Here is a 24,672-nt window from a genome sequence, read left to right on the forward strand (position 1 = left end):
CAAAACATTGGGTAGAGAGTATGTTAAAGATGTTGTCAATGTTATTGACTAACAACGAGCTGACGTTACTCAGCATTCTAAACCACCGAAGGGGTTGCACCTTCGGGGCATCTCCTTCTTTTTCATGGAGATAGTCATGCAATATATCAACTACACATTAACCCCGATCCGCACTTTAGACGGCTCTGAGTACCCTTCACAGGGCTTAGCGGCTGTAGAAAGACTGTATACCGAAACACGTTCTGGCATCCTCGTACAACGCTTTGGCGACGTAACAGGACTTCCTGAACCGACCTTTGGTGTGCGACTCATCGTAGACGAAGCGGTACTAACAATCAGTAATCGCTTTGATTTGGTAGCGCCCGCTATCCATCATCCCGAAGCGAAGATTGAATCGTCTGTCGTCACTGTTCCTGCTTTTATCGAGAAGGTTCACTAAATGAGAGCAGCAATCGGATTCGCGTTAATCGTGCTTTTCATCCCGTCAATAACGTTGGCGGAATGTTTCTACAATGGCCAGCAATATAACCGCTTTGAGCGGCTAGCTGTCAGCGCTAAAGGCGAACAGCCCTCTGATGGGACTGTTTGGCTATTCCAGTGCTTGCCAACCATTAGACCGCACGACCTGTCGGAAATTACAATCAATACGGTTATCTCTCAGCGAGATGCTTGGGTACCTATACGTACCCCAGTTAATAGATCGGATATTGAAGTCATTAAACGACCTAACTAACGGCCTAGCGCCACTAAACCCACGGGGGCTTCTACCCTCTGGGTCGCTGCTCCCCTTTACACAGGAGAGCCTTATGGCCAAAACTAAAGAAACAGAAACTGAATTCGAACGATTCAGTAAAACTAAAACGAAAGACCTTGTTCAAATCGGGGCGACAATTCGCAGTAAAATCACTTCCCATACCTATGTATTGGGAATAACTACTGCAGCCCTCGTCTCGCTCACCGGTCTTTTCAGCGCTGAATTGATCAGTAATAACTTCCGCTTCACATGGGCGTCTGATGAGCTTAAGCTTATTATCTTCCTTGGTGTGTTGTTATTACCTACCAATACAGCCTTTTTTCGAGTGCTAGGTTCGCTATCGAAGCTGCATTACTTGAAGCACATCATTGACGAGATTCTGGTTATGAGGCGAGCCCAACAGGGTCAACCTCGTCACTGGAAGAAACGTCGCTAACATTACTCAGCTTAGCTGGCTTGTGTTAGCCAGGATGCTATAATTAGAAGGAACTCCACATGGAGAATTTTATTTTTATGAGCTCATTTGATGTACTAATCAGTCTCTCGCTAGTCATTTTCTTTGCCGGATTTTGTGCGTTTTTTGCCTATTCAGTCAAAAAGAACGAGAAATCCACTGGCTTGCCACTCGATGATGAAGATTACGAATTACTCAACATAAACAAACCTGATTAATTCGTAACGGCGTTCCGCCATTAACCCTACCGGGCTCTCCGCCCTATAGGGTGTGAGTCCGGATTATTCGGAGTCTACTAACATGATGGAATCTGTCCAATCTTCGTATTCACCGCCGACTTCGGCGCATGAATCGAACGTTGTTCGTATCGAGCAACGACTCAATCTTCTTCCTAAGCAGGTCGCTAGAAAGCTTAACGGCTATCTGGAGATCAAACACCTCACATACAACCAAATTGAGCTCGTACTTGATGCGGGTGAGGTAGCGATTGATAATTCGAAGCTCGATGCTTTTGCATTATCCTACTTCGCATTAGAAGCGAGTGGGGTACCAGTCCGAGATACGATTAATCTTGCTCGGCTATTTAGCCTAAAGATCAATCTTTGGGCCACCCCGACTCAATGGAAGATGACCTACCGATCATTCCGACGGCAATACGTTGTCGCGTAATCGGCCACCCAAGCAACGTAGTGAGGATTTATCCTCACCGTTGCTTAATCTTTCCCTCATTTCTCATCAATGTCGATTTGAGTTGTCCACAAAAAAGGGGCAAAAATCTGTGGATAACGCCCCTCAAAAGCCTGCATCGCAACGATGGTAGTATTAGCGACCATTGCCTATTTTTTGATCAGCTCGATTTCGTTTAATCATGTACTTCATCAGCTTAAGATAGTACGTGTTATAGCAGCCGGCCACATCCATCGATTTCGCTGTAACCAGATCAATATCACGCGATTGACTATTTTCCTGCCAGCAATTCCAGCGTTTCTCCCAGATTACATCGAGCAGGTGAGTGGGCATCGGCGCGTTATCACCTCCCCACAATAATCGCTCTTCCTCTTCTACTAAGCCTCTAAATTCTGCATGCGAACACACCTTCACAACATCTTTCTCAATGATGAATACCATCGCTTGATTGATCAGCACGACCGCACCTAACGGAAACTTCACTGAATCCTTAATATCAACACTCATGCAGGGAGTTGAAACGAGATGGTAAAGGTGACCTTCGTAATAGGTGTTTAAGAGCGCCTTCAACTTCAGCTTCATCGACTTCAGGCCGCTCATCGATAACCCTAGATCGTTCAGCGCACTCAGAAAGCTTTTCACACGAATGCTATTTGGCGCAATGAAGCCCGAATTACTATTGAATACAATTCCCGACTGCAACGGCACATAGCTTTTCATAATCACCGATACAGCAATCAAATAGTCTTCGAATAAGATGAACTCGTTCAAGGGCGACCACACATGGCCAAACCTATCCGTTATTTCGGGCAGCTTAATACGTATTTTTGAAGCATTCGCATTCGGCTTAATTTCAAGCGAGACCTCGCCACAATCAATCCCGTCACCCTCTACGTGCGCTGCGCCAACTACCGGCGTCATCCTGCCCTCAAATTCATCGTAGAATGCCTCGTTTTGCTGGCGCTCGGCTCGGCACATCTCAACACCAGCATCAGCCCAACCATCCCCATTTCTGCCTAAATGCAGTTTAAAACTCGAATACATCGGCCGATCAAACCGTGTGTCACTGCGTTGATATACGCTCTCTAGCATTAGCTTCACCCCAGCGTTGATTGGCTTGGCTTGTTCGTGCGCTGAGTTGTTGACGTTGTGAACTAATTCCATGTGAACCTCTCTAAATAAAGTAGCCTCATTACAACGTAGTTCCGCCGAAAAGTTTTCGAGATCCCTGCCCATTTAGGGCAGAGATAGACGATTAGTTAGCATCGGTTAAAATTTCAATTGTCCACTATTCAAGACCATCGATCGCTCGGCTTATTTATTTCAATAGACTTTTTGCCATACAAAACGACAGTTGGTACGATGTGGTCGCACAGGAAATGTTTGCTTAAGGGATCAGAACCAAAACTCGTTAATATGCAGTGTAAGGTGGCTTCTACGCTAAAAGGCACCATATCGGTAGTTTAAGTTTGGCTTCTCTGGTATCGCATTCTTGAAACGTAGTGGTTGATAGCATTCGTCAGCGTAAATTACATGATCTTGTAGTTGTCGAAGGCTCTAGGAAGTTAAGTAATTTAAGTAGGTAATGGTCACTGGCTTTTAGGTAAGCATTCTAACATCGGTTTTGTATGGTGCGAGCTAGAGGCCTGATTGACAGTGTAGTGGGGTGGGTGGCTATTAGGCCTAAATATCATTCTCAATAATAAAATCCCACCTATGGCAGGTGGGATCAATGTCAGGCGGTTACTCTGCCTAGTTGTTTGAATTACGCGTGTCAATAATTGGCATTGCGCCATCACTGAGCATCATACTCGGCAAGGCACCATCCCAGCGCTCAGCCTCAGTCAGATCGACGATTAACGGGTTGCTCTTTAACGCAGCACCACGCGCTTCAATACTTTCGGCTTCAGCCTCACCACGCAATCTCGTCGCCTGAGCTTCGGCTTCAGCGACCTTAATAATCGCTTGAGCTTGTGCGTCAGCAGTATTCACTTCTCGCAACGCTTCAAGTCTCTGACGTTCGAGTTTATTTTGTTTTCGCTGTTGATTAGTTTCATAAAGGCCTCGCTAGTAGATTCCTTATTGAAAACCAAATTACACGATCTATCAGACAAAACCCTGCCCAAAAAGGGCAGGGCTCTGCATCGAACTAGAGGCCAAAGCTTCGCTTCAACTCATCGCCCGCTTCCGCAAGCTCGAAAGCCTTAGTGGTCGTATAGATGGTCGTTGTATTCAAACTCGCATGATTAGCGAAATCTTTGGCCGCTACAACACCTTGGGTATTGGCCACCTTTGTGATTGCGGTGTGGCGTAACCAGTGAGGCGTCATTTCTGCGATGCGCTCTGCACAATGTTTATACTCTGGATGGCCTTTGCAAAATTCAGCCATCGAACCCGCCATTTGAGCGAACACGAAATCAATGGCGTTTTCCTGAAGCGGTCTTACCTTCCAATTTTTGCTAGGCAGCGAGTAGAGCACCGCTTCGGCGCTCAATTCATTGCTCGCCACGGCGCTGAGTGAGCCAACATATCGATGGAACTCCTCGCAGACAAACGAGGAGCAAATATGTTCCTCCCGGTCCATCCCGCCACCCTTACGCAACACATTAAGCGATGCTACTCGAAGCTCTAAGTTAGTCCGGTGGTCAGTGATCGTTTTCAAGCGAACGTCTTCGTGCCTCAGCGACATAAATTCGGCGCGTCTCAACCCCGTATGTAGTAACCCTAAAAAGAGCCACCGCTCTCGTTCTAGTCGAAACTCCAACAAGCGATCATTCACCTCTTGGCTAAAGTAGGATCGAATCGCATCCACTTCATGTGATTCCAATACATGATCGATTTTTAACGCTCGCTTTGGCTTTCGCTGCTTACTCAGAATCCGGCGAAAAGGGTTTGAGGTGGGTCTTATATCTTCGATAAACTCCGAAACATACAAATAAAAGGCACTCAACGCGCTAACGTTCCGATTAACCCCCTTGGGTGACACCGCAAACGGCTTGTTATTCTCCTGGTCCGCTATCGACTGATGAAAGAGCTTATAATCAGGGTGGCTGATACTAACTTTGGCGCTACCAATATACTCGCGAGGCGGGCATTTTAACCACGCCAAGTATTCTTCTACAAAACCAAATTTGGGCAAGTAGAGATCCCCATCATAGCCACCGTGCATCTCACGATAGTCAATGTATGCGAACCAACGTAACACCTCGGTACGGTAAGCTGCTTGGGTCGCTTTTGAGTAGAGTGGTTCACCGCCTGGACTCTGCAACAGAAACCTAGCCAGCACGAGGTATCGCTCTCTTGGGCTATTTAAGTCATAACCATCAACTCGATCAGTGTAGCTTACAGGCAATCCAATCCCATCGTCCTTTGAGCGAGTCAAGATTGCAGGATATAGGGGCGGAGTGTATTTACTGGGGGCGCTCATTTTTCTAGCCGCTCCCCTAAGAGCCTCCACAAACGGTCATTTTCCGCTCTAAGCTTCTCGAGATCCTTTTCGTTTTGACGATCGTTATCCTGCGCGTCCAGCATCGCTTTACGCTCATCTTCTGCTATCGATAGGGAAGACCTAAGCCCCTCGATGACCGCATCCTTCGCCTCTTCAACTCGTCGAGTCGCTTCCATCTGATCATTTAACTGCGCCTTCAGGCTGTTATTTGAGTCGAGTAGGGCGTCTGTGCGTCGCGTCGCCTGCGTGAGCTGTTCGACCACAGCTTCGTGGTCTGCACATTGCTCAGTTAGCTTTTGGATCTCACTGAGTCTTTCAGCTAGTTCACCTTGCAGGCCTGCGCGCTCGTTCGACATCGCATCCTTAGCTTTGTCACTGTTCCTGCGTAGCAACTCATTCGATTCAGCAGCCTGGTTAAGCTGACTTGCGATCGCTTCCTTTTGCGCTTCAAGTTTAGCGCCATCCAATTTTAGTTTTTCATTTGCTGATTCAAGTTCGCTTACTCGATCATTGAGTTCACGGCACTTGGTCGTAGCATCATCTTTGGCGACTATCAGTGACCTGATCCGTGCATCACGACCAGCAATTCTATGATCGCGATCCCTGACATCCTTCTCTAACATTTCAATCTTCAACTTCAACTCTACCAACCGATGCTTTGATTCAGCGACCTCTTTCTGCAGGTCGCTAATTTTTTGGTCTGCATCCTCGAGTCGTTCTGTATCTCGCGCACTCGTTAACTTATCGATACGCTCCACCATCGAGATAAAACCGGGTAGCGCATCTCTATAGAGGTCATCGCCTAGCTCTTGTGTTCGCCTAACGATCGAACGTATCTCGACTTGAAATGTCTTAATGGCTTGTTGGGCAGTGGTCATCGAGCCACCGCAATTCTCCACCAGCGCACTCGCTCCGATTTGAGGTTTATCCTCATTTATCAACTGCTTATAGTAGTAATCTCGGTAACAATTCTCTCGATCTGAATTTGCCATGATTAATTAACCGTTTCTTCTTTATTGCTTACTATTGTTTCGACAACCGACTCTGTATATAGCATCTCTATGTTAATGAAACATGAAGTACACAAGAAGTACAGAGTCGTCACAACGAAGCTCGTCCTTTCTCTATATTTCCCTCTGCGATCAGATGTGGCGCCACATGAAACAAAAAACTTATTGCAAAAAAACATGACCGTTATCAAGACATGCCTGTTCGTCAGTTTTTTATTTAGTTGACATGTTTACAATCTCTAAATGAATCACGGGCCAAACCCTCGTTTAACCCGTGTAATTTTCTAGTCGTTATCTTGACGCATATCCAATATTGGTAACGTACCTTCACCGGTCATCATCGTGGGTAGGGCGCCGTCCCAACGCTCGGCCTCGGTAAGATCAACAATGAGTGGGTTACTACGAAGTGCAGCCCCTCGTGCCTCAATCGAAGAGGCTTCCGCCTCACCACGCAAACGAGTCGCCTGCGCTTCTGCCTCTGCAACTTTCACAATGGATTGTGCCTGAGCCTCTGCGGTGTTTACTTGTCGTAGTGATTCGAGTCGTTGACGTTCCAACTTGTGCTGCTCGGCTGCTGCGAGATTAAGTTCTCGCTGCTTGGTCTCAATTGATTCGATGTATCGAGGCGGCAACACGATGTTTTCAATTTGAATGTTATCGACTCCAACTGGGAACTCAGCCATCTCTTCGATCAACTGACCCTCGATCAGTCGAATCGCTGACGCACGATCTTGAATCAACTGTTCCGCTGAGAACTGCGGTAAGATGTTCTTTGTTACACTGCGAAACCGTGGATCTAAAATACGCTGTTCAAACTGGTTCAATCCGCCGTATCGCTTAAACAAATCCAGCGCACTGTCACGTTCAACCGTCCAGTTCACGGACACCTCGACGGTCAAAGGCATCTGCTCTGAACTGCTCGACAGCATACTCTCGACGTTCTTGCGTGTTCTGACTTCGATCTCTTCCACGCTATCAATGAACGGTACTTTAAAGTGCAGACCAGGATTCACCTGATAACGCGCCTCTGAGAATCGCTTGACGATGCCTACATGACCTTCCTCTACGGTGAAGAATGACATCCAAATGACCATAAAGGCGAGTAGACCGCCGACTGAACTTAATACTTTTTTACCTGATACTTCCATTGTGATTGGTACTCCATTTTCTTTGTTTAGTTTCGGCGAAACCTCGCCATTCCGATTTGCGTTGTATTTTCGTAGACCGATAACATCTAACGTGCCCTTCCAACCGAAAATGATATAAAGCACCATCGGAATGATGCCTACTAAAATTACCGCAGCATATATTACAGTCATTTCCTTTCCTCCAATGACGTTTTATTCATCGTTGCGACCTTGTGACGTCGCCATTCCGATTTGCGTTGTATTTTCGTCGATCGATAATATCTAACGCGTCTTGAACAATCCAAACACATCGAACCTGTTTTCAATTGGATCTTTTTTGAAGTCGCTCACCTCCAAAGCCTCGAGATAAGAAAAAGCTCCTGGGGCTTTACGCTTAACCTCTTTCCAAATCGTCGCAAAATACGCTCGTTGAAGATTCTGTTCAATTCCACTATTCCATTCTTTCCAGCGCGCCGCTGTAACCCGATTCTTAGATCGGAGGTAGACCTGCTCATTACACAGGTCGAGGTAGTTGTAAATAGACTCTCTTGCATGTCTTAAGTCGCGGGTATCTATGTCTTTCATAGACCCACTCAGTATTACGTCGACAGGAATTTGGAAGGAGAGCTCTCGGTATTGCTGATCGAGTGAATCTTCGAATTCGCTCCGACTTAGCTTTACTGACTCTCGGAATTGGCAAACTGCTACCGCTACACCAATGGCAGTAGCAACTGATGCGATTGTATCTACATCCATGAACAACCTCTTATTGCGTAAATTAGTCTTAACACCAATATACCCAGTATAATGTTATAATACAAATGTTATTTTAATAACACAAAATCACAGCTAATTTACTTGAAATAATGAGAGTTATTTCAAGTGTTGCTAAAACACAGGCTTTCCGCCCAACCGCAATTACCCGCCTAATTCACAGACACCAGGCACAAAAAAGCCGAGATAATCTCGGCTTCTTCATTCTCTTTCTCTATCATCAGTTTAGCGCAACCTGCTATTCAACCCGCACGCGTGCAACGCACTATGACACCGAAACAATAAACCACTCTTCGCAACTATCAATACTTCCGGTCTTCTGAAAAGCCTTCGCTTGCTTATTCGCTTGGTCACGCGACAAGCCATAGAAGAAGATATTGTCGTCGTCACCCCCAATATCATCTGTCTCACAAAATAGCGCGCTCATCGCTTCGTCATTAATTGCGTCCTTCCACTTAATTTCCACCTCATACACGTTGTCGTTATTCATAAATCGATCCTTCTGTTTAGGTACTGATAGGTTACCTCAACGCCAAAAATTGCAATCTATGAATCTAAACAACCGTTTTTTTCAAAATCTGTCTAAATCCCTGCCCCTCAGTCTAAACCTCAGCTAAAAATTCTTCTGCGCTTGCTAGCATATTAAAATCGACCGAACTCGACGCTTCCGATGCTTTCACACCGATGATCCCGTCAAGCTCAATTATGTCGACGCACTCCCCCTGCACAATTGCATACTTGCACAGGAACTCCTCGCGTTCGAGATCCGACAACTCACTCAGGTATACGCGATCAGTTGCTTTGATCGTCACGCCTGTTTCCTTCAACGCCGATTCGAACTCCCGCAACTTTGAAGTAGGCGCCGACGCCACCAGCTCGTGAACAATCTCCGTATTAGCTAACCAACGACCAAACATCGGCAGTCTTTGTGAACAGGCTACTCGCGCTTTGGAGAGAATTGACTTACCGAAGTGGAATTTTAAGTTTGACCTAAGACGACTGTAACCTTCACTCTCTATTTCCTTCTGCTTTATGAAATGACCGAGCTGAATACTGACTAACATGGTCTCGTCCAACGTATCGTCAAGACTCCAATCCTTCTTAGCCACTGCTCCAGCCTTTCTAACGAGATCATCTCTGCCGATCACACTCAAAAAAGTCGTTAATCCACCAAAGTAACGATCACATCGCTTAAGGAACCCGATTTCTCCCATTCCTCTGAATTCAGCGACGGACGGCAAATCATAATCGCCCTCATAACGTTCTAAGATGACATCCAGCTCTTCGATAAAATTAACCACTTCGTACTGCGAACTGGTTGAACGATGAAACACTGCAGGTTGTTTCCACTCGCGCTTGAGCGCCTTCGATCTAAGCGCTTGATGATTGAAATAGGGCTGCCATAGGTCCTCTACCGCATCCGCCAGATCATAGAGCGAGCACCGATGCTTTATCAGCATCGGCTTTATCACTCCTTGAAACTCTTCACTTCGTATTTTGATGTCTCGAAGCTTGCTATATCCTACGAATACCTCGAATACCGCCTTACTTTCATCCGCTGACAATGCTACGTCCATTCTTGCTGATCTCCTTGTGATTTAACAACAGGCTAACATAGTCGACCACCGCTGCAACCACTCCCCAAACTTCCGTTTTCCAATGCTCATTTTCTTCCAATCCCATACGCTCAAGGTTCTCCAAAGGTTGCCAGTCGTCACAACTTGTTTTACGGTAGTCACGAACAAACTGAGAGCTCTATTAATGTCTAAACTGCTAATCTTTATCGGATTACTCGCGATCCTTATACCCAGCCAAAGCATTGGCGGCGACAACTTTCTAAGCGCCCAGTCAGCTTTTAGCCCAGCTATATCAAGCTCTGATGAAGGCGACGCCATTCTGTCCTTCGACATCGCTGAGGGCTATTTCTTGTATGCCGACAGCCTAATCATTAAAGACAGCGACGATTCACTACTGTCTCTCAAATTACCTGAAGCCCAACTGCTCTATGATGAGTTCTTTGATGAGTTCAAACCGGTGCTTTCTGGCGCTATTGTCGCCGACCTTCCACCTACCACATCACCGTATATCCTGGTCACTTATCAAGGCTGTGCGCTTGAAGGGCTATGCTATACCCCCACTACCGTCAAACTGCTCCTTTAACTCACGATTAGCCGCTCATTATTTGGGACTTTCACGATGTCGTGGTACTACTGGTATTCATCGAACATCAAAACAGGAGCTAGAGCGATGTTGTTTTCAAAAACTCAGTTTGCCGCGCTGTTTCTCTCCGTAATGTGCAGCGCATCCGTCACGGCTAGTAGCCGCGACCACCTTAGCGCAGAGTTTCCCAATGCGTTACATGACTGCGAACAGGCTGGCAACGACTGGAACCACCCGATTACTCCGAGCATCGTTGCCCGCATCAATGCGCGGTTGTTCATCGATGAGCTGTGGGAAGATGACAGCCATCGCCTCATGAGACGCGAACGTATTGTTTCAAAATTGGGACTTCAGGCCCCGGAGGACAGCTACTACGTTCGGCGTTTCTGGAGATCTGGACGATTGAGTGATTTCAATAACTACCTCAGAGAAGTAAACGACAGTCAGCCCCTTCGTGCAGAGCTTTACCGCTACCCGTTTCCGACTCGCACTACGGACACCTTACCACCACGATTTGATCACACCTGGATGACTCCCGTTACTAATTTTCAGGGCGGAACACTCTTGGGCGTTGAGTTTGCTAACACAAGCTTTGTGCGACTCGGCCAAGTTGAGACTCCCTTTTATGATCAAAAGCTCCCCGAGATGACTGACTTCAACTCGCTCAGGAAGTGGCATCGTCTCATGCATGATTCAGAAGCCCCATTCCCATCGCGTCAATCCGTAGCGGAGCTAAGAGATATTCCTTCGCTTTACGTCGTTGACAACGGATTACGTCGGCCCCATTCGGTGAGTGATTTCTCACCCGCTATCCCCTTACAGCCTAGCCTTGATCAGATCTATCTCGGCCTGGAAGGATTAAAATATCCTCGCACCGAATCGTTGAGCCGCCGCGCCCTCCCGGTAACGTCAACGCTGCTCACCCATTTCGAGCAACATCGCGACCTTAGTACGGATGCGAGGTAAGATCAAATGCTTTAACGGATGTATCAGTGGGCTGGTCGTAAAGATCTTCGCATCGAAGTACAACTAGATGCAGACCGTGGTGTTTACAAGCAATAAAAATGATCTTACATAAATTTATGGTACGCGGTGTTAAAGGTATGCTTTCATAAAGAGTACGCGAAGGTTTGTTCTTATTTGGAATCCTGCCTATCTATATTAAAACTAATTGGGAGAACCGATAATGATCTATTTAACTATCTACTTATTAGGTATTTTACCTGCGTTGACAGGAGTCACATTTTTAGTAGCCATTATTTTGACGGCATTAACATTTGGCGCAGTCCACTCGGAAGAAGCTAAGAAATTTGCGATTTGGGCTATTCTTCTGTGGTCTGTATTCATACTACTCCCATCCAAAGATACAGCGCACCTACTATTAGCAGCTTACGTAGATGAACAAGTACTAGTATTGGAGGAAGTACAAGAGGTAGAGAGTAAAAGCTTAGACCTACTTAACCAGTTGTTGGATGACCAGTTAGATGAGGAAGGAGAATGAGTTACAATATCTAAATATTAGAAGTGGCAGGTAGTGACAACACTATTGCAAACACAGCACGCGTCTCCATTACTCATAGTGATGAGTGGCAAGAATTACCTGAATATTAGCAACTTTTTGCTTGTCTCTGCCCAAAAGGGGCAGAGACAACGCTTTTTCCCGCGCTTTCCTCCCGTAGACTAAAGCCTTAATAGGAGGATTGCGTGCGCGTTAACAAACTTATCTCGACATTATTGGTCGCCGCCATCTCTGGCTTTATGCCTGCTTTGGCGCAAGATAACACGGATGACGAATGGCGGAAGCGCTCGGATGAAGGCTGGTTCTTTTATAATGAATTGCCGCCAGAAGAAGAACCGGAAGAACCCGAAAAAACTGAGATCCCGCCAGCACCACCTCCAACACCCCCGGAGCCGACGCAGCCAAGCCCAGCGATCATGAACACTGCTTGGCTCAAAGAAAACCTGCCAGTTTATCTTAATCAAGCCATCGATGATCCCACTCCTGAGAATGTTGAAGCCTACTACCTTTTACAAAAATTGGCGTTAGATCGTGCTCAGGTTTTTTCACAAGTTACAGCAAGGGTTGTTACAGGACATCCCGTTCTCGACCAAAACAATCGCCGGCCCACCTCCACCTCCGGTGGCAATGCCTTGGATCGAGAAGCCGAGAAAAATAAGCGAGAAATTCTGGCATCGCTCTCCGATCGCATGGGACTCTTTGTTTTTCTTGATGATACCGCCAATTCTGCGCTGCAGCTTCAAATCGTTGAATATTTCGAAACCTCTGCCGGGTATGGGACGGTAAAAATTAGTATCGACCCCTTTGATGAGGCCGCCTTTAATCGAGGGGTTCGACCTGATCATGGTCACGCTGCCGAGTTTGGCGTGTCCACATATCCTAGCATCTATGCCGTCTCCCCAGATGGCCGTCGCGATCAAATCGCCGGAAACTCGATCTCAATGACCGAACTGTTTGATCGCACACTCATTTCAGCCCACCGCCTCAATATATTGTCCGACGAAGAATATTTCTCAACACAGAAATTCAATCACCGCGACGAAGACATACCCACCCGTGCGGATACCGATGAAAACACCCCATTTACGTCTGAAGCCGTTCGATCGGCGTTGAACGCCCAAGGAGATTACCGTGAATAAGCCCAACCTCAAAACGATACTACGACCAATCCTCTTAGCCTCGTTGATCTTCCCTTGCTCTGTTATTTATGCCGATGGCATGCAGGCCTCAATGGACAATATTTATAACCAGATGTCCAATTACACCCCTCCAGGGGGCTTCGAAACCGCGCAAGGACACGGTTATTACGGTGGTCGTTTTACCGCGAAAAGCATGACGATTGACCCCACTTGGCTCTCCGTCACGATGCCTTCTGCGAGCGGTGGGTGTGGAGGAATTGACGCATACGCGGGGTCTCTAAGCTTCATTAATTCCGAGCGGCTAATTGAGCTCTTTAGAGCTATAGCCCAGCAAGCACCTGCCTACGCCTTCCAACTTGCCATCGAAGCCGCCTGTCCAACATGTGCCGAGAAGATGAATGACCTCCAGCAAAAAATTGCCGCGTTGAACGAATACATGGGAAATTCATGTCAGCTAGCCCAAGGATTAATTACCACCACTAATCCATGGGGAGAGGCGTCAGGTACGGAGCGTATCAACCAAGTTGCAGAACAGGGCACCACACTTTCAGGTTTGTTTGGCGACGTCTTTGAGGCGTCAACCGCGGTTTATAATGCCATCGGTGAAGAGCGGAACGCTAACCCAACCGACTTTGCCGCCAGATACCATGGCTCCCTTGTCTATCGGGGACTAAAGGCCAGCAATTTCTCGTCGTGGATGGCTGCCACTGACGATAGCATATACGAGCTCATCATTTCTCTATCCGGCTCACCTGTCATTCCCGCGACTATTGATGACGATGAAGGTAAAACCACGTTAGACATGCGTACCCTTCCCCCTCTCAATATCTCACTTAAAGACATCGTTGAGGGGACTGACACCAACAAACTTATTGTCTATGACTGCAGTGCCGACACCGACACCTGCAATATCACTCCCGACGCTACCCACGAGATCGACCACGAGCCACTTAAAGCCAAGATCGCTGACGCGTTCGAGCGTGCGTTCACAGCACTTCAAGCCGACCCTGGGAACCCGATCCTAAATCAAGCTGATCAATCTGTCATGCTCGCTATGGGAGGAGAACATTTTTCCAAAATGACCGATCTCTTAGAGATCGAAGGCGATGGCGTCGAAGCAGCAAGGAAATACTATGAATTTCTTCAAGATTCCTTCGCCGCTAAGATGACCGGCGAAGCGATACTTAGCATTCTTAGGGCCTCTCGCGTCGCCGTGGTCGACCGAAAGGAATCGGAGGGTCGGACTGCCTCCATCGAAGCGATTGATATAAGCATTGAACGCATTGAGTCACAGCTCGCTGAGCTTGCTCCTCGCTATTCAGATTCAGAGCAAGAAGCTCGAGCGTTTGCCGAAACAGCGCTTAATGGAACTAGCATTGGTGGAGGACAAACTCCATGAGCTTTGACCTTTATTCTATTGGCGACTCTGCCTTTCTTGAACAAGTTCTGATCTCGATTGCAATCTTCTTTCAGACAGGCACATTCTTTTCGTTAGTGAAACTCGGTTTAATCATTGGATTCCTAATGATGATCGTTAGCTCGCTAGCAGGCAGTAACGGCCAAAAATTTGATCTTGGTGCATGGATACTCAGCGTCATTATTATCCAGATCGCCTTTATACCAAAATCCGAAGTCGTCATTACTGATGTGTATACTGGGCAAGTTAGGGTTGTCGCGAATGTTCCCGCTGGGATAGCTTTTACCGGCTCCGTTGTATCCACGATCGGCCATCGACTAACCTCAGTAATGGAAGCCGCCTTTGACCCGGTATCCCCGAAAATGACCGATGGGGAATTTATGGAGCCCCTTCGCATCATTTCTGGTCTCAGACGAAATGCCACACAAGAAGGTATATTTACCGCCGCGAATAGCGCGCTGGGAAGTGGAGCAGACCTTAAGCGAACCCTAGAGGAATACATTAAAAACTGTACCCTGAAGGCTGTCGCTCTCGAGGAGCTCAGCTATGCAGACCTCGCTACCGGTGATTTAGATAGCACGCTTCCTTATATGTCTCCCTTCTACACCACGAGCACGTATCTCGGTACGGTTGGCGACCCTGTTCTTGACACTTGCGCTACAGCTTGGGGCAAAATCGACACAGCACTGACTACCATGACCGGCAACGCGCAAGTGATTGCGGGTTACGATTCTATTCTCGGTATCGATCCTGAAACAGATAATGCAAATTCGTTCGCTAAAGCTGCTACCGCTGTAAATATGATGACTGCTGGAAGTCTCAACGCGCAGCAGTTCGTTCGCCTATCGTTACTCGAACCTATTCTTCAAGATGCCCTGCGTGGAAAGTATACTGACCACCTCGATACATCATCCGCTCAAATGATCAATGAAGCGATCATGCTACGAAATAGTCAGTGGGCTTCCGACTATTCATTTTTTCAAACTATAGTCAGACCAATGATCGCTTTTTTAGAGGCATTTACGTTCGCCATCGCACCGATCATGGCGTTTGTCTTGGCGTTGGGGTCGTTTGGATTGAAGTTAGGATCCAAGTATTTAATGTTCTTAGTGTGGATTCAGCTATGGTATCCCATACTCGCCATTATCAATCTTTACATCTACGTCGGCGCCACTCGAGATTGGGATAATTACACACTACTTACCAATTACGACTGGAATTCTTTTTACGCCCTTAATAACGCGTATCAAACCGCTGAAACATGGATTGCCACAGGTGGCTATCTCGCCTCGTCGACTCCTGTGTTAGCGCTTATGTTAATGTATGGATCTTCCTACGCCGCCACCAGTTTAGCCCGTGGCATGTCCCCTGATAATATGAATGAGAAGCTGATCTCCCCCGAAACGTCTAATACGCCCTCGGTCGCTAGCTTAAACACCTCAATTCAACAGGACGCACTTGGCGGAGCGAGAGCAGGTGCTGACCAACTCGGCTCACAGCTCAAGTTCGATAGCGGCCTCACAGCCGCTCAGACATCAACGCTTGCAAACAATAGTCAACTTCAACAATCTGCCGCTCAGCAGGTGTCCAGCTTATTGAGTTCTTCAAACATGAGTGGCTGGAGCAGCGCACAACAATCCCAGCTTAGCGAAGCGGTTGGAGCAAATCTCATCAGTAGTGGTGTTTACTCCGAAGCTCAGGCCCAGCAGTTTTCTAAACAATTCTCTGATTCCAACATGACCACCGCTCAAGCTGCCACCATGATGTCCCTGATGTCCTCCGCAAGCATTGGCACCCCAGCCGAATTCCTCGTTGGCTCGGGCGCTAAGATTGCACTATCCGGAAATCAAAGTGAGGGAGAAGCTTTCTCAGAAGCTCAATCCTTCGCTATAAATGCCATGAACACCTCCAGCCAACAGAGCGGCGAAACAATCCAAGATGTCGCTCAGCGTTCTCTCAACGCTAGCTTTAATCAGGTTGACTCTGAAACCCTTAGTGGAAACACGGCATTCACCGATACCAAAACAGCAACCCAAAGCGCCGTTGAGTCACAAGCTAGGACCAATACTTTCCTTGAGAGCGCTAGTGCCACCCAAAGCGGCGGGGCGAATGACGGTATTTCGGTCAAAGATGCCACAAAGTTTATTAACAGCAGCACTGGAGCTCAAGACGATTTGTTCAACACCACCATCGATGGACAGAGTATTAAATCAACCGAGGCCTACAAAGCTAATTACAACGCCATCCATGACAGGAGCGTCTTCGAGACGGACCGAGAAAATCAGATTTGGGCCGCCACCCAGACACTTGCGAGTTCAGGTAACGATGGCTTAGCGGCCATCGCTAGCTCGTTATCACGCGTTGGTGGTCAAGAGTCCCGATTTGAAGGCTACGGAAAGCTACTTAACACTGCACAAACCGACCAGTTAGATGTGGTCACTTCTTCTCAGCCTAGCTACGCTAACCCAGGAGAAAATTCCGGCCTCGGCAGACCTGCTAGCGACGCCGAATTTAATCAAGTAGCTGCCGCCGCCACAACCGCCGGAGAGAATGCGGGTAATGCTAGCGACCGTCTCACTAGCACCGACATTTCAGCGCAAGACATTGCCGCCCAACGAAACGACCCTAGCACGCAAGATCAAAGCAATCGCGGGCAAGTCGAATCACGCCAAGATAGCAACGAATCTGCCGTTTCTGACGTCGCCTCTAGCAATCAGATTGAGACAGCAAGAGAAAAATCTGTCGCAGCCCAGAATCGCTTCGCCTCTCAAATTTTCGATAGTGACGGCGCAGACCAAAATAATTTCTCTTACGCAGCACGGAACTTTGAGAACGCGGGTGACTTTTTAACCTCATTCGGCGGGTTCGATTCGATTGTTTCCGGCGGTGCCAGCTATGCCGCTGATATGGTAGCTCAAGTTCAACAGGGCGTTGAAACCCGTCAAGGCCTTTCCGATGCACTCAATGGGGCAAACTTCTCCCCTGATCAAGCTGAGGCCTACGTCGATCGTCAAATTGAAGCGCTTGAAGCCAAGTACCCCAATGTCGATGTCTCAGGCATACAAGGAACCGGATTCGCAAATGACTTGATGAATAGTTCAGTTGATGGCGGAGAGGTACTTGAGCAGGTCAGTCCTGATAAGCTTGCTCAGCTCACGACACTCCAAGCGTATGATAACGCCGCCAAAACAGAGCGAGGCGAGATCATCGGTGAAATGAGGGAGCGGCTCTCTAAAGCCGGAGGCGGAGATGTTGGTGTCGCGCTCGAGGATCAAGCTAAAAACTTGAACCTCGGCACCGATTCTCTCACCAATCTTACGGCTGAATCGTTTAAAACCGCGTTTGGTGTTGGCAACGAGGAAGACTATAAAGCAGCTTATAATGCCTTTGCTGTCGATTTAGTGAATGATCGCGGTGCCATCTCTGGTCCAAACGATTCGGGTATGGCCTTCTATATGAAGGACGCTACCGACTATAAGGGCGACCCTGTAGTTGATGAAAATGGGAACACCCCACAAGTTATCGATTACTCAAGCCCGGCTTATGTAACCGATAGCCAAGGTTATATTAGCCCGGTTGACGATGATCTCGCTCGCTATCAGAATGCAACCGTTGCCGTCGTCACTGGCGCTGGTAACTTTGGCGATAGCCTCGGTACGGCAAACGGGTTCACCGAACTTCAAACCGCCGAGCATACCCGAGCTCAGGTGAATGAAACCGCTTCTCGAGATGGCACAGAACTAAGAGATCAGCTTGAAGAAAAAGTAGCGCGGCAATCCACTCCGGCAAACTGATCAATAGGGGAGAAATCTCCCCTATTCGACCACCGACAGCAGCGGAATACCCGTCGCCCGCTTTTCCTCACTACGAATACGAGCCCGCACTCGATAAAGCAGACTCTCCAAACTTTCCACATCCACTGGTGATACAATGACGTCGTTGGCGCCTAGCGCGAGCGCGGAAGATTGGGTCCCTTTAGTAAGGTTGTTCCGGACTAATACAACATCCACATAGTAAGACTGTTGGCGCCCCACCTCGAGTATTTTTTGTAACAGTGTTTCGTCTTCAAACATGACTACGTTGCATTTGAATTGTGTCATCCAACCTCGAAGCTCGGTCACATCTCTTAGGAACTCCACGTTCGAAGTCTGACGGTTCGTCACTAGTTTAAACATCTCGTCTAACGAATCCTCGTCTCGAGCTCCTCCTTCTTCACCGATGTAGGCGCGTAAATAGAGAATATTTTCAACTTCATCCACTAACTTCTCAGTATCTGCGATCTCAGTACGTAACTGAAGAGTTGAGATCCACATGTGCTCCCCGCTATTCGACTTACTAATTCCGACGTTAAAGTTAAACTGTTGCTCTAGGTTGATAGCCCGCTCGAAGTGCTCCGAAACCGTCGTCCCACCGACTAAGGCAGACGGCGACCTACTCATCACCTTTGAGATAAAATCGACATCATAGGGTGATAACTCACCGATCACATTGATGACAACTCCGACCTCTTCATTGTTTTGTCGACTTGAGGAGACATTAATTTCGCACGGCCTGAGACTCGACATGACCCTCACTAGCGACCCTACGCAGTCTACCAACCCTTCCTTAAATTGCTCGATGACAAGATTCGTCGATTCGTTATCTACCTCAATTGATGCGATTCGTTCCCCTAGATCCGCATCACTCCTGACATCATTAAACACCTCCCCCACGCTGAATCGCGAGCGAAGTAATGACAGCCTATCCCCTGAAACTGTTCCACCTAAAAAGCTTTCAATGTCGGCAATCATTATGTCTGCCTCAACAATTGACGCGGTGATAAATTTCAAGCTTTCATTTCTCGATAGCTCCCCAGCCTCGTCACTCGCAATTATTTTGTTGACGTACACCTGTGCGATACTGATATTTTGTCGCAGGTGGTTTAACCTAACACCGAAGTTTTCCGCGCCTTTTCTATGCTTAGACTTTATTTGCTCAAGCGAAATGGCATCGCTGGACGCTAACTGTCTTATCTCCGATAGGAGCAGTGTTGTTTCTTCATTAAGCTGCTTAAGACTCACGTTCTCATCTGAGACGACACTACTTGCTTCCAACGTTTCGTTTAGAATCCTACCCACCGACTCGATACGCTCTCTTAAGATCTTTCGCATAGCCACATACATTCTAGCGAACTCATCGTCGGCTCCGAATCTGAGCGATTCCTTGGTTTCCAGGTCGCCACCTTTAAAACGCTTCAGATCCCTGCTGATCATCGCAATACCGTGCACGATCGTCATTAATATCCAAATACCTACTATCACGCTTACCCACAGCAAAACGTAGGCGATGCTGACTTTTCCGTCATCTATTCCAGTAAGCGCTTCGTCTTGATTAAAACTTAAGGAAAGCCGACCCAATAAATTTCCTGCATCGGTTCGAATATCGAAAACATGGAGCTCCGATGATTGTTTAACCTCATCCTCAACGGCCGCAAACGCACTTCCACCACCGCCATTTATGGTCATCCACACGCCATCCACCGCCGGGTGCCCCACAAGGCTCGAGAGAACGAGTTCAACACTCTCTACATCACCTCGCTCCAACAAGCTAGCAAGCGCCGGCCTCAACACGTAGTTAACGTTATTTCTCATTCCCGCGATGATTTTACCGTCAACATTGTCCATTCGAGTTCTACCCTCGTAATACTCAAATGCCCAATACGAACTTAACAGCATAGCCATCACGATCAATCGCGCCGCAAGTGAATATTTCCGTCCCCACCAAATTATTTTTTGCATACTGGACCTATTAGCAACTTGCGATATTCTAACGACGAAACGGCCACGTATGTCTATCTGATTACGTCAAACTCCTCCGCCTCCACTCAAAACGTGACACTCATCACATTCCAAGAAACGTCTATCCGATTTTTTGATCCGTTTATCTAACTACCGTTTGTCGAACAAATTTGCAAAATAACCTTTAAACGAACATTATTGACAATACATACCATTTCTAGGTTCTATTAAGACAATGAACGACATCCAACTCACACAGCTAAAGTCGGAGTTCAACGAGATTAAACAATCCGTTGACGAGTCTTGCCTGTATGAAGGATTTTCATTGCGGTTTAATCAATTATTAGATTTTTCTGACTTAGACATTCCCTATTTGGGCCGCTCCTCTTGGCTAACTCAAATAATGGGCTGGACTGGCCTAGACAGTGGCGGGCGCTTACATGGTGACTCACCTCCCACCCCGAAGCGTCTCTTTCAGTTCGCCTTCTTCATGACCAATCATATTAATCTACCGTTCACGGAACCAACCGCCTTGTCGCATTGGTTGTTGTCGGGTCAGGATAATCGTTTTGAACCTATCTCTATGGTCGATTCAATGACTAACCTGGTAGACTCATACGTCGGTCGCTACTATAAACGCTACGCCCCGGCTCCTCATAAACGTTTTCTAGAGGTCCCCCTAAACCGTCAAGCAGCCGTTAAGCGAATCGTCGTTAGCTTCAGCGTTGATCAACTCTCCTTCACTGGGGTGTATAAGCTCAGCAAGAAATTAGTCCATCAAAAAATTGAGAACACCGTCAATGAATTGCTCGATGGCACCCCTCACAATCTGATAAACATCACAATTTAGATGCTTTATTATATATTTTATTCTTAAAATCTGTTGACAGGTCTTTCGGTAAACCGTAACTTTGTATGAAAACCAAACAAGTTATGGCTCATGATGATTAAGCGCATTACCACAACTTTCTGCTTGGCAGCCGTTATGACTAACGCAGATCCCATCACCTCTGACACCATGTTTGAGCGTATCGGTATTCAGTCTGGTGTCGATCCATTACTTCTGTACTCTATTGCGATCGTCGAATCAGCTACCGGCACTGGGGATGGCGAGACCATTACCCCCCATCCATACGTCTTTCGAACGTCTGACGGTCCACAATTCTTTCACGCTCGCGATGAAGCCGAACAAGCCCTCGAAAAAGCACTTGAGACTACCGACAACATTGATGTCGGCATGATGCAGCGCAACCTTTACTGGCATCCACCCCAAGACGGGGAAGCCCTCTTCGATCCAGAAGAACAAGTTACCTGGGCTTCAGAACTGCTCGCAAGCTACTTATCTCGTGACGAACCTTTGGAGTTGAGGATTGGGCGATACCATTCTTCACGCCACCCTCTCGCCATTGCATACGGACAGCGCGTGTTGAAAGTTTACTCCAATTTAATGAAGTTAGAGGACATAACTCATGCTGATCAATGAGCTCTTTTTTCACGATGTTAAAGAGGCGATGACGAATAAAATGAAAGGTGGCGGCTTTATTTCATTAGCCTGCAAATACCCCAACCTCTCCTATGATCTTGCTACCGCCATTGCTGAATGTCCGGATGAAAAACTTACCGCACTGGCCTATAAATTACCCGCTATAGTCAGCGTTCAAATGTCAAAGTTCGAGGCTAAAATCGATGTCGCGATATGAGTCGTTTCTTCAGGCGATAGCGCACGATGTTCAACAGCTTGGCCTCGACAGAGCGCTAGAAGAGCCAGCCTACCAAGGAATACCTGCCTCCCTCGCCGAGACACTTTCCACAATGAGTAACCCTCAAATTTCCGACTTATCTCAACTCAATATTGTGGAACGCTTCTTATATTTTACCCCATTGACCATCATCCCGATCGCTGAAGTCATTCGCGATAACGACTCAGAATCTCTAGTTGTTCCCGAATCAGAGCTTGAACTTTTCAGACAAAAACATTTAAGCAGAGCTTAATCTATGCCCCTTACTCTTAACCAGATAGCCGTTTCGTCACTTGTCAGAGAACGCACCCAGCTTCAAGACAGCCACCCTATACAGATCGTTCTCAACAACCCTTCTATCACCGACGAGCACCTTGCTTCATCAGGTCGAATCCCCATCGATGAAGTCCTTTTACAGGCCGAACATGATGCACTTAAACCTCACGTTGGTGTGACAATTTGTCAAAAATATTTGACAGACTTGATCGCTAAAAAAACGCCGTCAAACGCTCGCGACGTCGAAACCATGTACCTAACGTCAATTTCAGCTGCCCATAAGAAACGGTTAATTACCCACTCTCTCTTCAAGGAGCCAACCTTTCCCACCTCATCCGGCGCCCATAAAAAAGCGCTTGATGACGTCGTTGACCGACTTACTTCGTCGGGATTTACCCCCGTCATTTTTCAAAAAATACCGATCTCTACTGATGCGTTTCACACGCTTTCAACCAAGCGTTATCGCACCTCAATGGCCCGACAAGAGCACACACCTAACACTGATCAATCGCTTCGTATTTACAGCGCTTTTCGCTCCGCAGAGAAACACAATCGCTTCTCCGACATGCAGGAATACAACCTACTTCTCCATATTATCTTTGCCACACTAGGTTCGCATTTCAACCAACTTCCACTCACAATGACTCGCGCTCACGCCATCTACCTGAGCTATTTATCTGCACGAAAAATCATCGGAATTAACCGTTCCGCTCTCCTCGCCAACGCCGTAGCAGAGTTCTATATCGCATTAGTAACCGAGGAGGTTCTCTGGGAGTATTGCCCTAAATGCCTCACCTATGGATACCAAACTACTCATACCAATGAGATGGTTTCGTGCTATTGTCACGCCCCTAAACCCCTTCGTATCTAAACGTTTACCCTTCCATAAATTCGACTATTTACGCTTATTTTTTCGTCTTGACGCTGTCCGCTCTGCTCGATTTTCTACCGCTAGCGTTTTCACTTAATACTAATTTTTCCCGTGTTTTTTTTAAATTTACACATAGCGGTATTTTTTATTCTAATAGGCTAAAAAAAACTATTAAAATCAACGCCTTATGGATTTTTACTATCGGAATTAACATTCTTAACCATTTTTTTAAAAAATGGTATAGATATTGTAGGATAAAAAAAGTACATTAATGGTTCACGCAATTTGAAAATTTAGGTGCTTTCTGATGTCCATATCAATTCAACCTCGCAATGAAGCGATCTCTGCACTGGATGAAACTGTATCCGGTATTGAAATGGTCCGAGATGGTTACCGCCAGATGTATCGCAACACCATCGTCGTTGCAAAGCATATTGCCCAGGAGTTCAATGATCTCTCTTGGTCAACAAGGGACCGCCTGATCAACGACGACCAGCGCCGAGTTTTTTCGTGGCCGTCTTTGACGGTTGACTGCGATGACGACATCGAAACACATCAAGTGAGCTACCTTGTGTCCAAGACCCCACGGTTCAGATTTTGCTCCGCTCACTTCAGCACACCGAGTTCATCTTCCCAAAAGAGGCGTGTCATTTATAGGCGTCTTCCCATTGGCAAGACAAATCAATTAACCAGTCGTCAAGCCATCAAAACGTCGTACATTGAAGATCAAGTTTTCATCGATATGATTCACGAATACGATGACCGTCGCAGAGCTATTGAGCTAACACTCATTGAGATTGTTAAGGGGCTTAAGGCGATCAACACTTGCACCATGAAAGGCCAGGTCTTTCCGATATTGTTCGAGGCGCTTGAAAATGAGTAGACACGTCCGATCTTTCGTCACTCCGACGCAATTATCGTCCATGGAGTTTTGTGAAGCGAGCGTTCATCACGACGCGGTGATTTCCAAATCACAGGAACGTCAACGCAAAATTGGTATCAAAAAGCATCAAAAATATCGAACAGTTCATTCTTTGGGCAACTACGGATACGCACTCGTCGTAATCTCTACTACAATTGTTATAGCAATCACAATTTTCACCTAGAGTCGCACTAGGAAAATATTATGAATAATATTCCATTGACCATAAAGATAACTAACAAGCAGTCTGGGGATGTTTTAGTTCACGAACTAAGGGAACTCTCAGAGTCGCCACACCAGCAGGAATTTGTCGTCGAGTCGATGATGGGTTTTTGTGCTGATCCTGAGTTGATGACCAAAATTAGGGTAGGTGTCGTTTTTCAATATTCCTACCGACACGATCAATTTGGCGAGCCGATGAGAATGACTATGTACATCGATAGCTCTGATGTCGATTGGGTCGATGATGGTTCGCTTCTGTTTAATGTTCTCAGATTACTTGAGCATGGTTCTCACCTTAACATCGAAAGATTGGAAAACCTGTCTCGCGCATCGGTCTTCGACATTGAGCAATACCGTTGCCGGGACTCTGCTTAAG

The 24,672-nt window shown here is 46.9% G+C and carries 27 protein-coding genes; 18 read left to right on the plus strand and 9 right to left on the minus strand.

The genetic code is table 11. The features are described 5' to 3' along the window. Positions 1–136: 136 nt before the first annotated feature. From Q0698_RS11120 to Q0698_RS11140, 5 genes are all read left to right on the plus strand, one after another. Entirely contained in the window at positions 137–439 is a 303-nt protein-coding gene (locus tag Q0698_RS11120; protein WP_298636677.1) for a hypothetical protein, read from the plus strand. After that, a complete protein-coding gene (locus Q0698_RS11125) occupies positions 440–733 on the plus strand; it encodes a hypothetical protein (RefSeq protein WP_298636679.1) in 294 nt (97 codons plus the stop codon). A 73-nt stretch (positions 734–806) separates the two neighbouring features. Next, positions 807–1,190, plus strand: coding sequence for a hypothetical protein (locus Q0698_RS11130; RefSeq protein WP_298636681.1), 384 nt, complete (start codon positions 807–809; stop codon positions 1,188–1,190). A gap of 59 nt (positions 1,191–1,249) precedes the next feature. Beyond that, positions 1,250–1,426: a hypothetical protein gene (locus Q0698_RS11135; protein WP_298636682.1), complete on the plus strand. Its 177-nt coding sequence runs from the start codon at positions 1,250–1,252 to the stop codon at positions 1,424–1,426. An 82-nt stretch (positions 1,427–1,508) separates the two neighbouring features. Further along, positions 1,509–1,877 (plus strand): hypothetical protein, encoded by a 369-nt coding sequence (locus Q0698_RS11140; protein WP_298636683.1) that lies wholly within the window; start codon positions 1,509–1,511, stop codon positions 1,875–1,877. A gap of 153 nt (positions 1,878–2,030) precedes the next feature. Here Q0698_RS11140 and Q0698_RS11145 read toward each other — a convergent pair whose 3' ends face one another. The 8 genes from Q0698_RS11145 to Q0698_RS11180 all read right to left on the minus strand — a co-directional run bounded on the left by Q0698_RS11145 (position 2,031) and on the right by Q0698_RS11180 (position 9,831). After that, a complete protein-coding gene (locus tag Q0698_RS11145; protein ID WP_298636685.1) occupies positions 2,031–3,059 on the minus strand; it encodes a hypothetical protein in 1,029 nt (342 codons plus the stop codon). A 588-nt stretch (positions 3,060–3,647) separates the two neighbouring features. Then, positions 3,648–3,887, minus strand: coding sequence for a hypothetical protein (locus Q0698_RS11150; RefSeq protein WP_298636686.1), 240 nt, complete (start codon positions 3,885–3,887; stop codon positions 3,648–3,650). A 157-nt stretch (positions 3,888–4,044) separates the two neighbouring features. Next, complete coding sequence (locus Q0698_RS11155; RefSeq protein WP_298636689.1) at positions 4,045–5,322, minus strand: site-specific integrase; 1,278 nt, start codon at positions 5,320–5,322, stop codon at positions 4,045–4,047. Continuing rightward, positions 5,319–6,335, minus strand: coding sequence for a hypothetical protein (locus Q0698_RS11160; protein WP_298636691.1), 1,017 nt, complete (start codon positions 6,333–6,335; stop codon positions 5,319–5,321). Before Q0698_RS11160 ends, Q0698_RS11155 begins: the two co-directional genes overlap by 4 nt. Positions 6,336–6,637: 302 nt before the next feature. Beyond that, positions 6,638–7,672 (minus strand): prohibitin family protein, encoded by a 1,035-nt coding sequence (locus tag Q0698_RS11165; protein WP_298636693.1) that lies wholly within the window; start codon positions 7,670–7,672, stop codon positions 6,638–6,640. A gap of 90 nt (positions 7,673–7,762) precedes the next feature. After that, positions 7,763–8,236, minus strand: coding sequence for a hypothetical protein (locus tag Q0698_RS11170; protein WP_298636694.1), 474 nt, complete (start codon positions 8,234–8,236; stop codon positions 7,763–7,765). Positions 8,237–8,519: 283 nt separating this feature from the next. After that, on the minus strand, positions 8,520–8,744 hold the full coding sequence (locus Q0698_RS11175; RefSeq protein ID WP_298636696.1) for a hypothetical protein: 225 nt from the start codon (positions 8,742–8,744) through the stop codon (positions 8,520–8,522). A gap of 112 nt (positions 8,745–8,856) precedes the next feature. After that, on the minus strand, positions 8,857–9,831 hold the full coding sequence (locus tag Q0698_RS11180) for a hypothetical protein (RefSeq protein ID WP_298636698.1): 975 nt from the start codon (positions 9,829–9,831) through the stop codon (positions 8,857–8,859). A gap of 184 nt (positions 9,832–10,015) precedes the next feature. Between Q0698_RS11180 and Q0698_RS11185 the strand changes: the two genes are divergently transcribed. From Q0698_RS11185 to Q0698_RS11210, 6 genes are all read left to right on the plus strand, one after another. After that, on the plus strand, positions 10,016–10,414 hold the full coding sequence (locus tag Q0698_RS11185) for a protein-disulfide reductase DsbD domain-containing protein (protein WP_298636700.1): 399 nt from the start codon (positions 10,016–10,018) through the stop codon (positions 10,412–10,414). A gap of 36 nt (positions 10,415–10,450) precedes the next feature. Beyond that, positions 10,451–11,380: a hypothetical protein gene (locus tag Q0698_RS11190; RefSeq protein WP_298636702.1), complete on the plus strand. Its 930-nt coding sequence runs from the start codon at positions 10,451–10,453 to the stop codon at positions 11,378–11,380. Between the two features lie 220 nt (positions 11,381–11,600). Next, positions 11,601–11,915 (plus strand): hypothetical protein, encoded by a 315-nt coding sequence (locus Q0698_RS11195; RefSeq protein ID WP_298636704.1) that lies wholly within the window; start codon positions 11,601–11,603, stop codon positions 11,913–11,915. Positions 11,916–12,118: 203 nt separating this feature from the next. Further along, positions 12,119–13,072, plus strand: coding sequence for a conjugal transfer protein TraF (gene traF, locus Q0698_RS11200; protein ID WP_298636706.1), 954 nt, complete (start codon positions 12,119–12,121; stop codon positions 13,070–13,072). Next, positions 13,065–14,471 carry a conjugal transfer protein TraH gene (locus Q0698_RS11205; RefSeq protein ID WP_298636708.1) on the plus strand — a complete coding sequence of 469 codons (1,407 nt, stop codon included), beginning with the start codon at positions 13,065–13,067 and terminating at the stop codon, positions 14,469–14,471. The genes traF and Q0698_RS11205 overlap by 8 nt, the downstream gene beginning before the upstream one ends. Next, complete coding sequence (locus Q0698_RS11210) at positions 14,468–18,283, plus strand: conjugal transfer protein TraG N-terminal domain-containing protein (protein ID WP_298636710.1); 3,816 nt, start codon at positions 14,468–14,470, stop codon at positions 18,281–18,283. Before Q0698_RS11205 ends, Q0698_RS11210 begins: the two co-directional genes overlap by 4 nt. 21 nt (positions 18,284–18,304) lie before the next feature. Here Q0698_RS11210 and Q0698_RS11215 read toward each other — a convergent pair whose 3' ends face one another. Further along, the gene (locus tag Q0698_RS11215) at positions 18,305–20,266 is read right to left on the minus strand and encodes a hypothetical protein (RefSeq protein WP_298636712.1); all 1,962 of its coding nucleotides are present in this window, start codon (positions 20,264–20,266) and stop codon (positions 18,305–18,307) included. A 235-nt stretch (positions 20,267–20,501) separates the two neighbouring features. Between Q0698_RS11215 and Q0698_RS11220 the strand changes: the two genes are divergently transcribed. The 7 genes from Q0698_RS11220 (at position 20,502) to Q0698_RS11250 (ending at position 24,671) form a co-directional block, all read left to right on the plus strand. Beyond that, positions 20,502–21,116 carry a hypothetical protein gene (locus Q0698_RS11220; RefSeq protein WP_298636714.1) on the plus strand — a complete coding sequence of 205 codons (615 nt, stop codon included), beginning with the start codon at positions 20,502–20,504 and terminating at the stop codon, positions 21,114–21,116. A 90-nt stretch (positions 21,117–21,206) separates the two neighbouring features. Continuing rightward, a complete protein-coding gene (locus tag Q0698_RS11225; RefSeq protein WP_298636716.1) occupies positions 21,207–21,749 on the plus strand; it encodes a hypothetical protein in 543 nt (180 codons plus the stop codon). Next, positions 21,736–21,966 (plus strand): hypothetical protein, encoded by a 231-nt coding sequence (locus Q0698_RS11230; RefSeq protein ID WP_298636717.1) that lies wholly within the window; start codon positions 21,736–21,738, stop codon positions 21,964–21,966. Before Q0698_RS11225 ends, Q0698_RS11230 begins: the two co-directional genes overlap by 14 nt. Then, complete coding sequence (locus Q0698_RS11235) at positions 21,953–22,258, plus strand: hypothetical protein (protein WP_298636718.1); 306 nt, start codon at positions 21,953–21,955, stop codon at positions 22,256–22,258. The genes Q0698_RS11230 and Q0698_RS11235 overlap by 14 nt, the downstream gene beginning before the upstream one ends. 3 nt (positions 22,259–22,261) lie before the next feature. Then, positions 22,262–23,152, plus strand: a complete 891-nt coding sequence (locus tag Q0698_RS11240) for a hypothetical protein (RefSeq protein ID WP_298636719.1) — start codon at positions 22,262–22,264, stop codon at positions 23,150–23,152. A 307-nt stretch (positions 23,153–23,459) separates the two neighbouring features. Beyond that, a complete protein-coding gene (locus tag Q0698_RS11245; protein ID WP_298636721.1) occupies positions 23,460–24,035 on the plus strand; it encodes a hypothetical protein in 576 nt (191 codons plus the stop codon). A 243-nt stretch (positions 24,036–24,278) separates the two neighbouring features. Next, positions 24,279–24,671, plus strand: a complete 393-nt coding sequence (locus tag Q0698_RS11250) for a hypothetical protein (protein ID WP_298636722.1) — start codon at positions 24,279–24,281, stop codon at positions 24,669–24,671. Position 24,672: the final 1 nt, after the last annotated feature.

Origin of the sequence: uncultured Umboniibacter sp., from assembly GCF_947497555.1 — a bacterium.
GTDB lineage: Bacteria > Pseudomonadota > Gammaproteobacteria > Pseudomonadales > DSM-25080 > Umboniibacter.

What these genes read in the sequence shown, in the direction of transcription:
- Q0698_RS11130 (WP_298636681.1), top strand. Translation starts at nt 807, where the DNA reads ATGGCCAAAACTAAAGAAACAGAAACTGAATTCGAACGATTCAGTAAA.
- Q0698_RS11190 (WP_298636702.1), top strand. Translation starts at nt 10,451, where the DNA reads ATGTCGTGGTACTACTGGTATTCATCGAACATCAAAACAGGAGCTAGA.
- Q0698_RS11155 (WP_298636689.1), bottom strand. Translation starts at nt 5,322, where the DNA reads ATGAGCGCCCCCAGTAAATACACTCCGCCCCTATATCCTGCAATCTTG.
- Q0698_RS11180 (WP_298636698.1), bottom strand. Translation starts at nt 9,831, where the DNA reads ATGGACGTAGCATTGTCAGCGGATGAAAGTAAGGCGGTATTCGAGGTA.
- Q0698_RS11215 (WP_298636712.1), bottom strand. Translation starts at nt 20,266, where the DNA reads ATGCAAAAAATAATTTGGTGGGGACGGAAATATTCACTTGCGGCGCGA.
- Q0698_RS11195 (WP_298636704.1), top strand. Translation starts at nt 11,601, where the DNA reads ATGATCTATTTAACTATCTACTTATTAGGTATTTTACCTGCGTTGACA.
- Q0698_RS11245 (WP_298636721.1), top strand. Translation starts at nt 23,460, where the DNA reads ATGTCCATATCAATTCAACCTCGCAATGAAGCGATCTCTGCACTGGAT.
- Q0698_RS11230 (WP_298636717.1), top strand. Translation starts at nt 21,736, where the DNA reads ATGCTGATCAATGAGCTCTTTTTTCACGATGTTAAAGAGGCGATGACG.
- Q0698_RS11165 (WP_298636693.1), bottom strand. Translation starts at nt 7,672, where the DNA reads ATGACTGTAATATATGCTGCGGTAATTTTAGTAGGCATCATTCCGATG.
- Q0698_RS11140 (WP_298636683.1), top strand. Translation starts at nt 1,509, where the DNA reads ATGATGGAATCTGTCCAATCTTCGTATTCACCGCCGACTTCGGCGCAT.
- Q0698_RS11240 (WP_298636719.1), top strand. Translation starts at nt 22,262, where the DNA reads ATGCCCCTTACTCTTAACCAGATAGCCGTTTCGTCACTTGTCAGAGAA.
- Q0698_RS11170 (WP_298636694.1), bottom strand. Translation starts at nt 8,236, where the DNA reads ATGGATGTAGATACAATCGCATCAGTTGCTACTGCCATTGGTGTAGCG.
- Q0698_RS11185 (WP_298636700.1), top strand. Translation starts at nt 10,016, where the DNA reads ATGTCTAAACTGCTAATCTTTATCGGATTACTCGCGATCCTTATACCC.
- Q0698_RS11175 (WP_298636696.1), bottom strand. Translation starts at nt 8,744, where the DNA reads ATGAATAACGACAACGTGTATGAGGTGGAAATTAAGTGGAAGGACGCA.
- Q0698_RS11135 (WP_298636682.1), top strand. Translation starts at nt 1,250, where the DNA reads ATGGAGAATTTTATTTTTATGAGCTCATTTGATGTACTAATCAGTCTC.
- Q0698_RS11225 (WP_298636716.1), top strand. Translation starts at nt 21,207, where the DNA reads ATGATGATTAAGCGCATTACCACAACTTTCTGCTTGGCAGCCGTTATG.
- Q0698_RS11210 (WP_298636710.1), top strand. Translation starts at nt 14,468, where the DNA reads ATGAGCTTTGACCTTTATTCTATTGGCGACTCTGCCTTTCTTGAACAA.
- Q0698_RS11145 (WP_298636685.1), bottom strand. Translation starts at nt 3,059, where the DNA reads ATGGAATTAGTTCACAACGTCAACAACTCAGCGCACGAACAAGCCAAG.
- Q0698_RS11120 (WP_298636677.1), top strand. Translation starts at nt 137, where the DNA reads ATGCAATATATCAACTACACATTAACCCCGATCCGCACTTTAGACGGC.
- Q0698_RS11235 (WP_298636718.1), top strand. Translation starts at nt 21,953, where the DNA reads ATGTCGCGATATGAGTCGTTTCTTCAGGCGATAGCGCACGATGTTCAA.
- Q0698_RS11250 (WP_298636722.1), top strand. Translation starts at nt 24,279, where the DNA reads ATGAATAATATTCCATTGACCATAAAGATAACTAACAAGCAGTCTGGG.
- Q0698_RS11125 (WP_298636679.1), top strand. Translation starts at nt 440, where the DNA reads ATGAGAGCAGCAATCGGATTCGCGTTAATCGTGCTTTTCATCCCGTCA.
- Q0698_RS11160 (WP_298636691.1), bottom strand. Translation starts at nt 6,335, where the DNA reads ATGGCAAATTCAGATCGAGAGAATTGTTACCGAGATTACTACTATAAG.
- Q0698_RS11220 (WP_298636714.1), top strand. Translation starts at nt 20,502, where the DNA reads ATGAACGACATCCAACTCACACAGCTAAAGTCGGAGTTCAACGAGATT.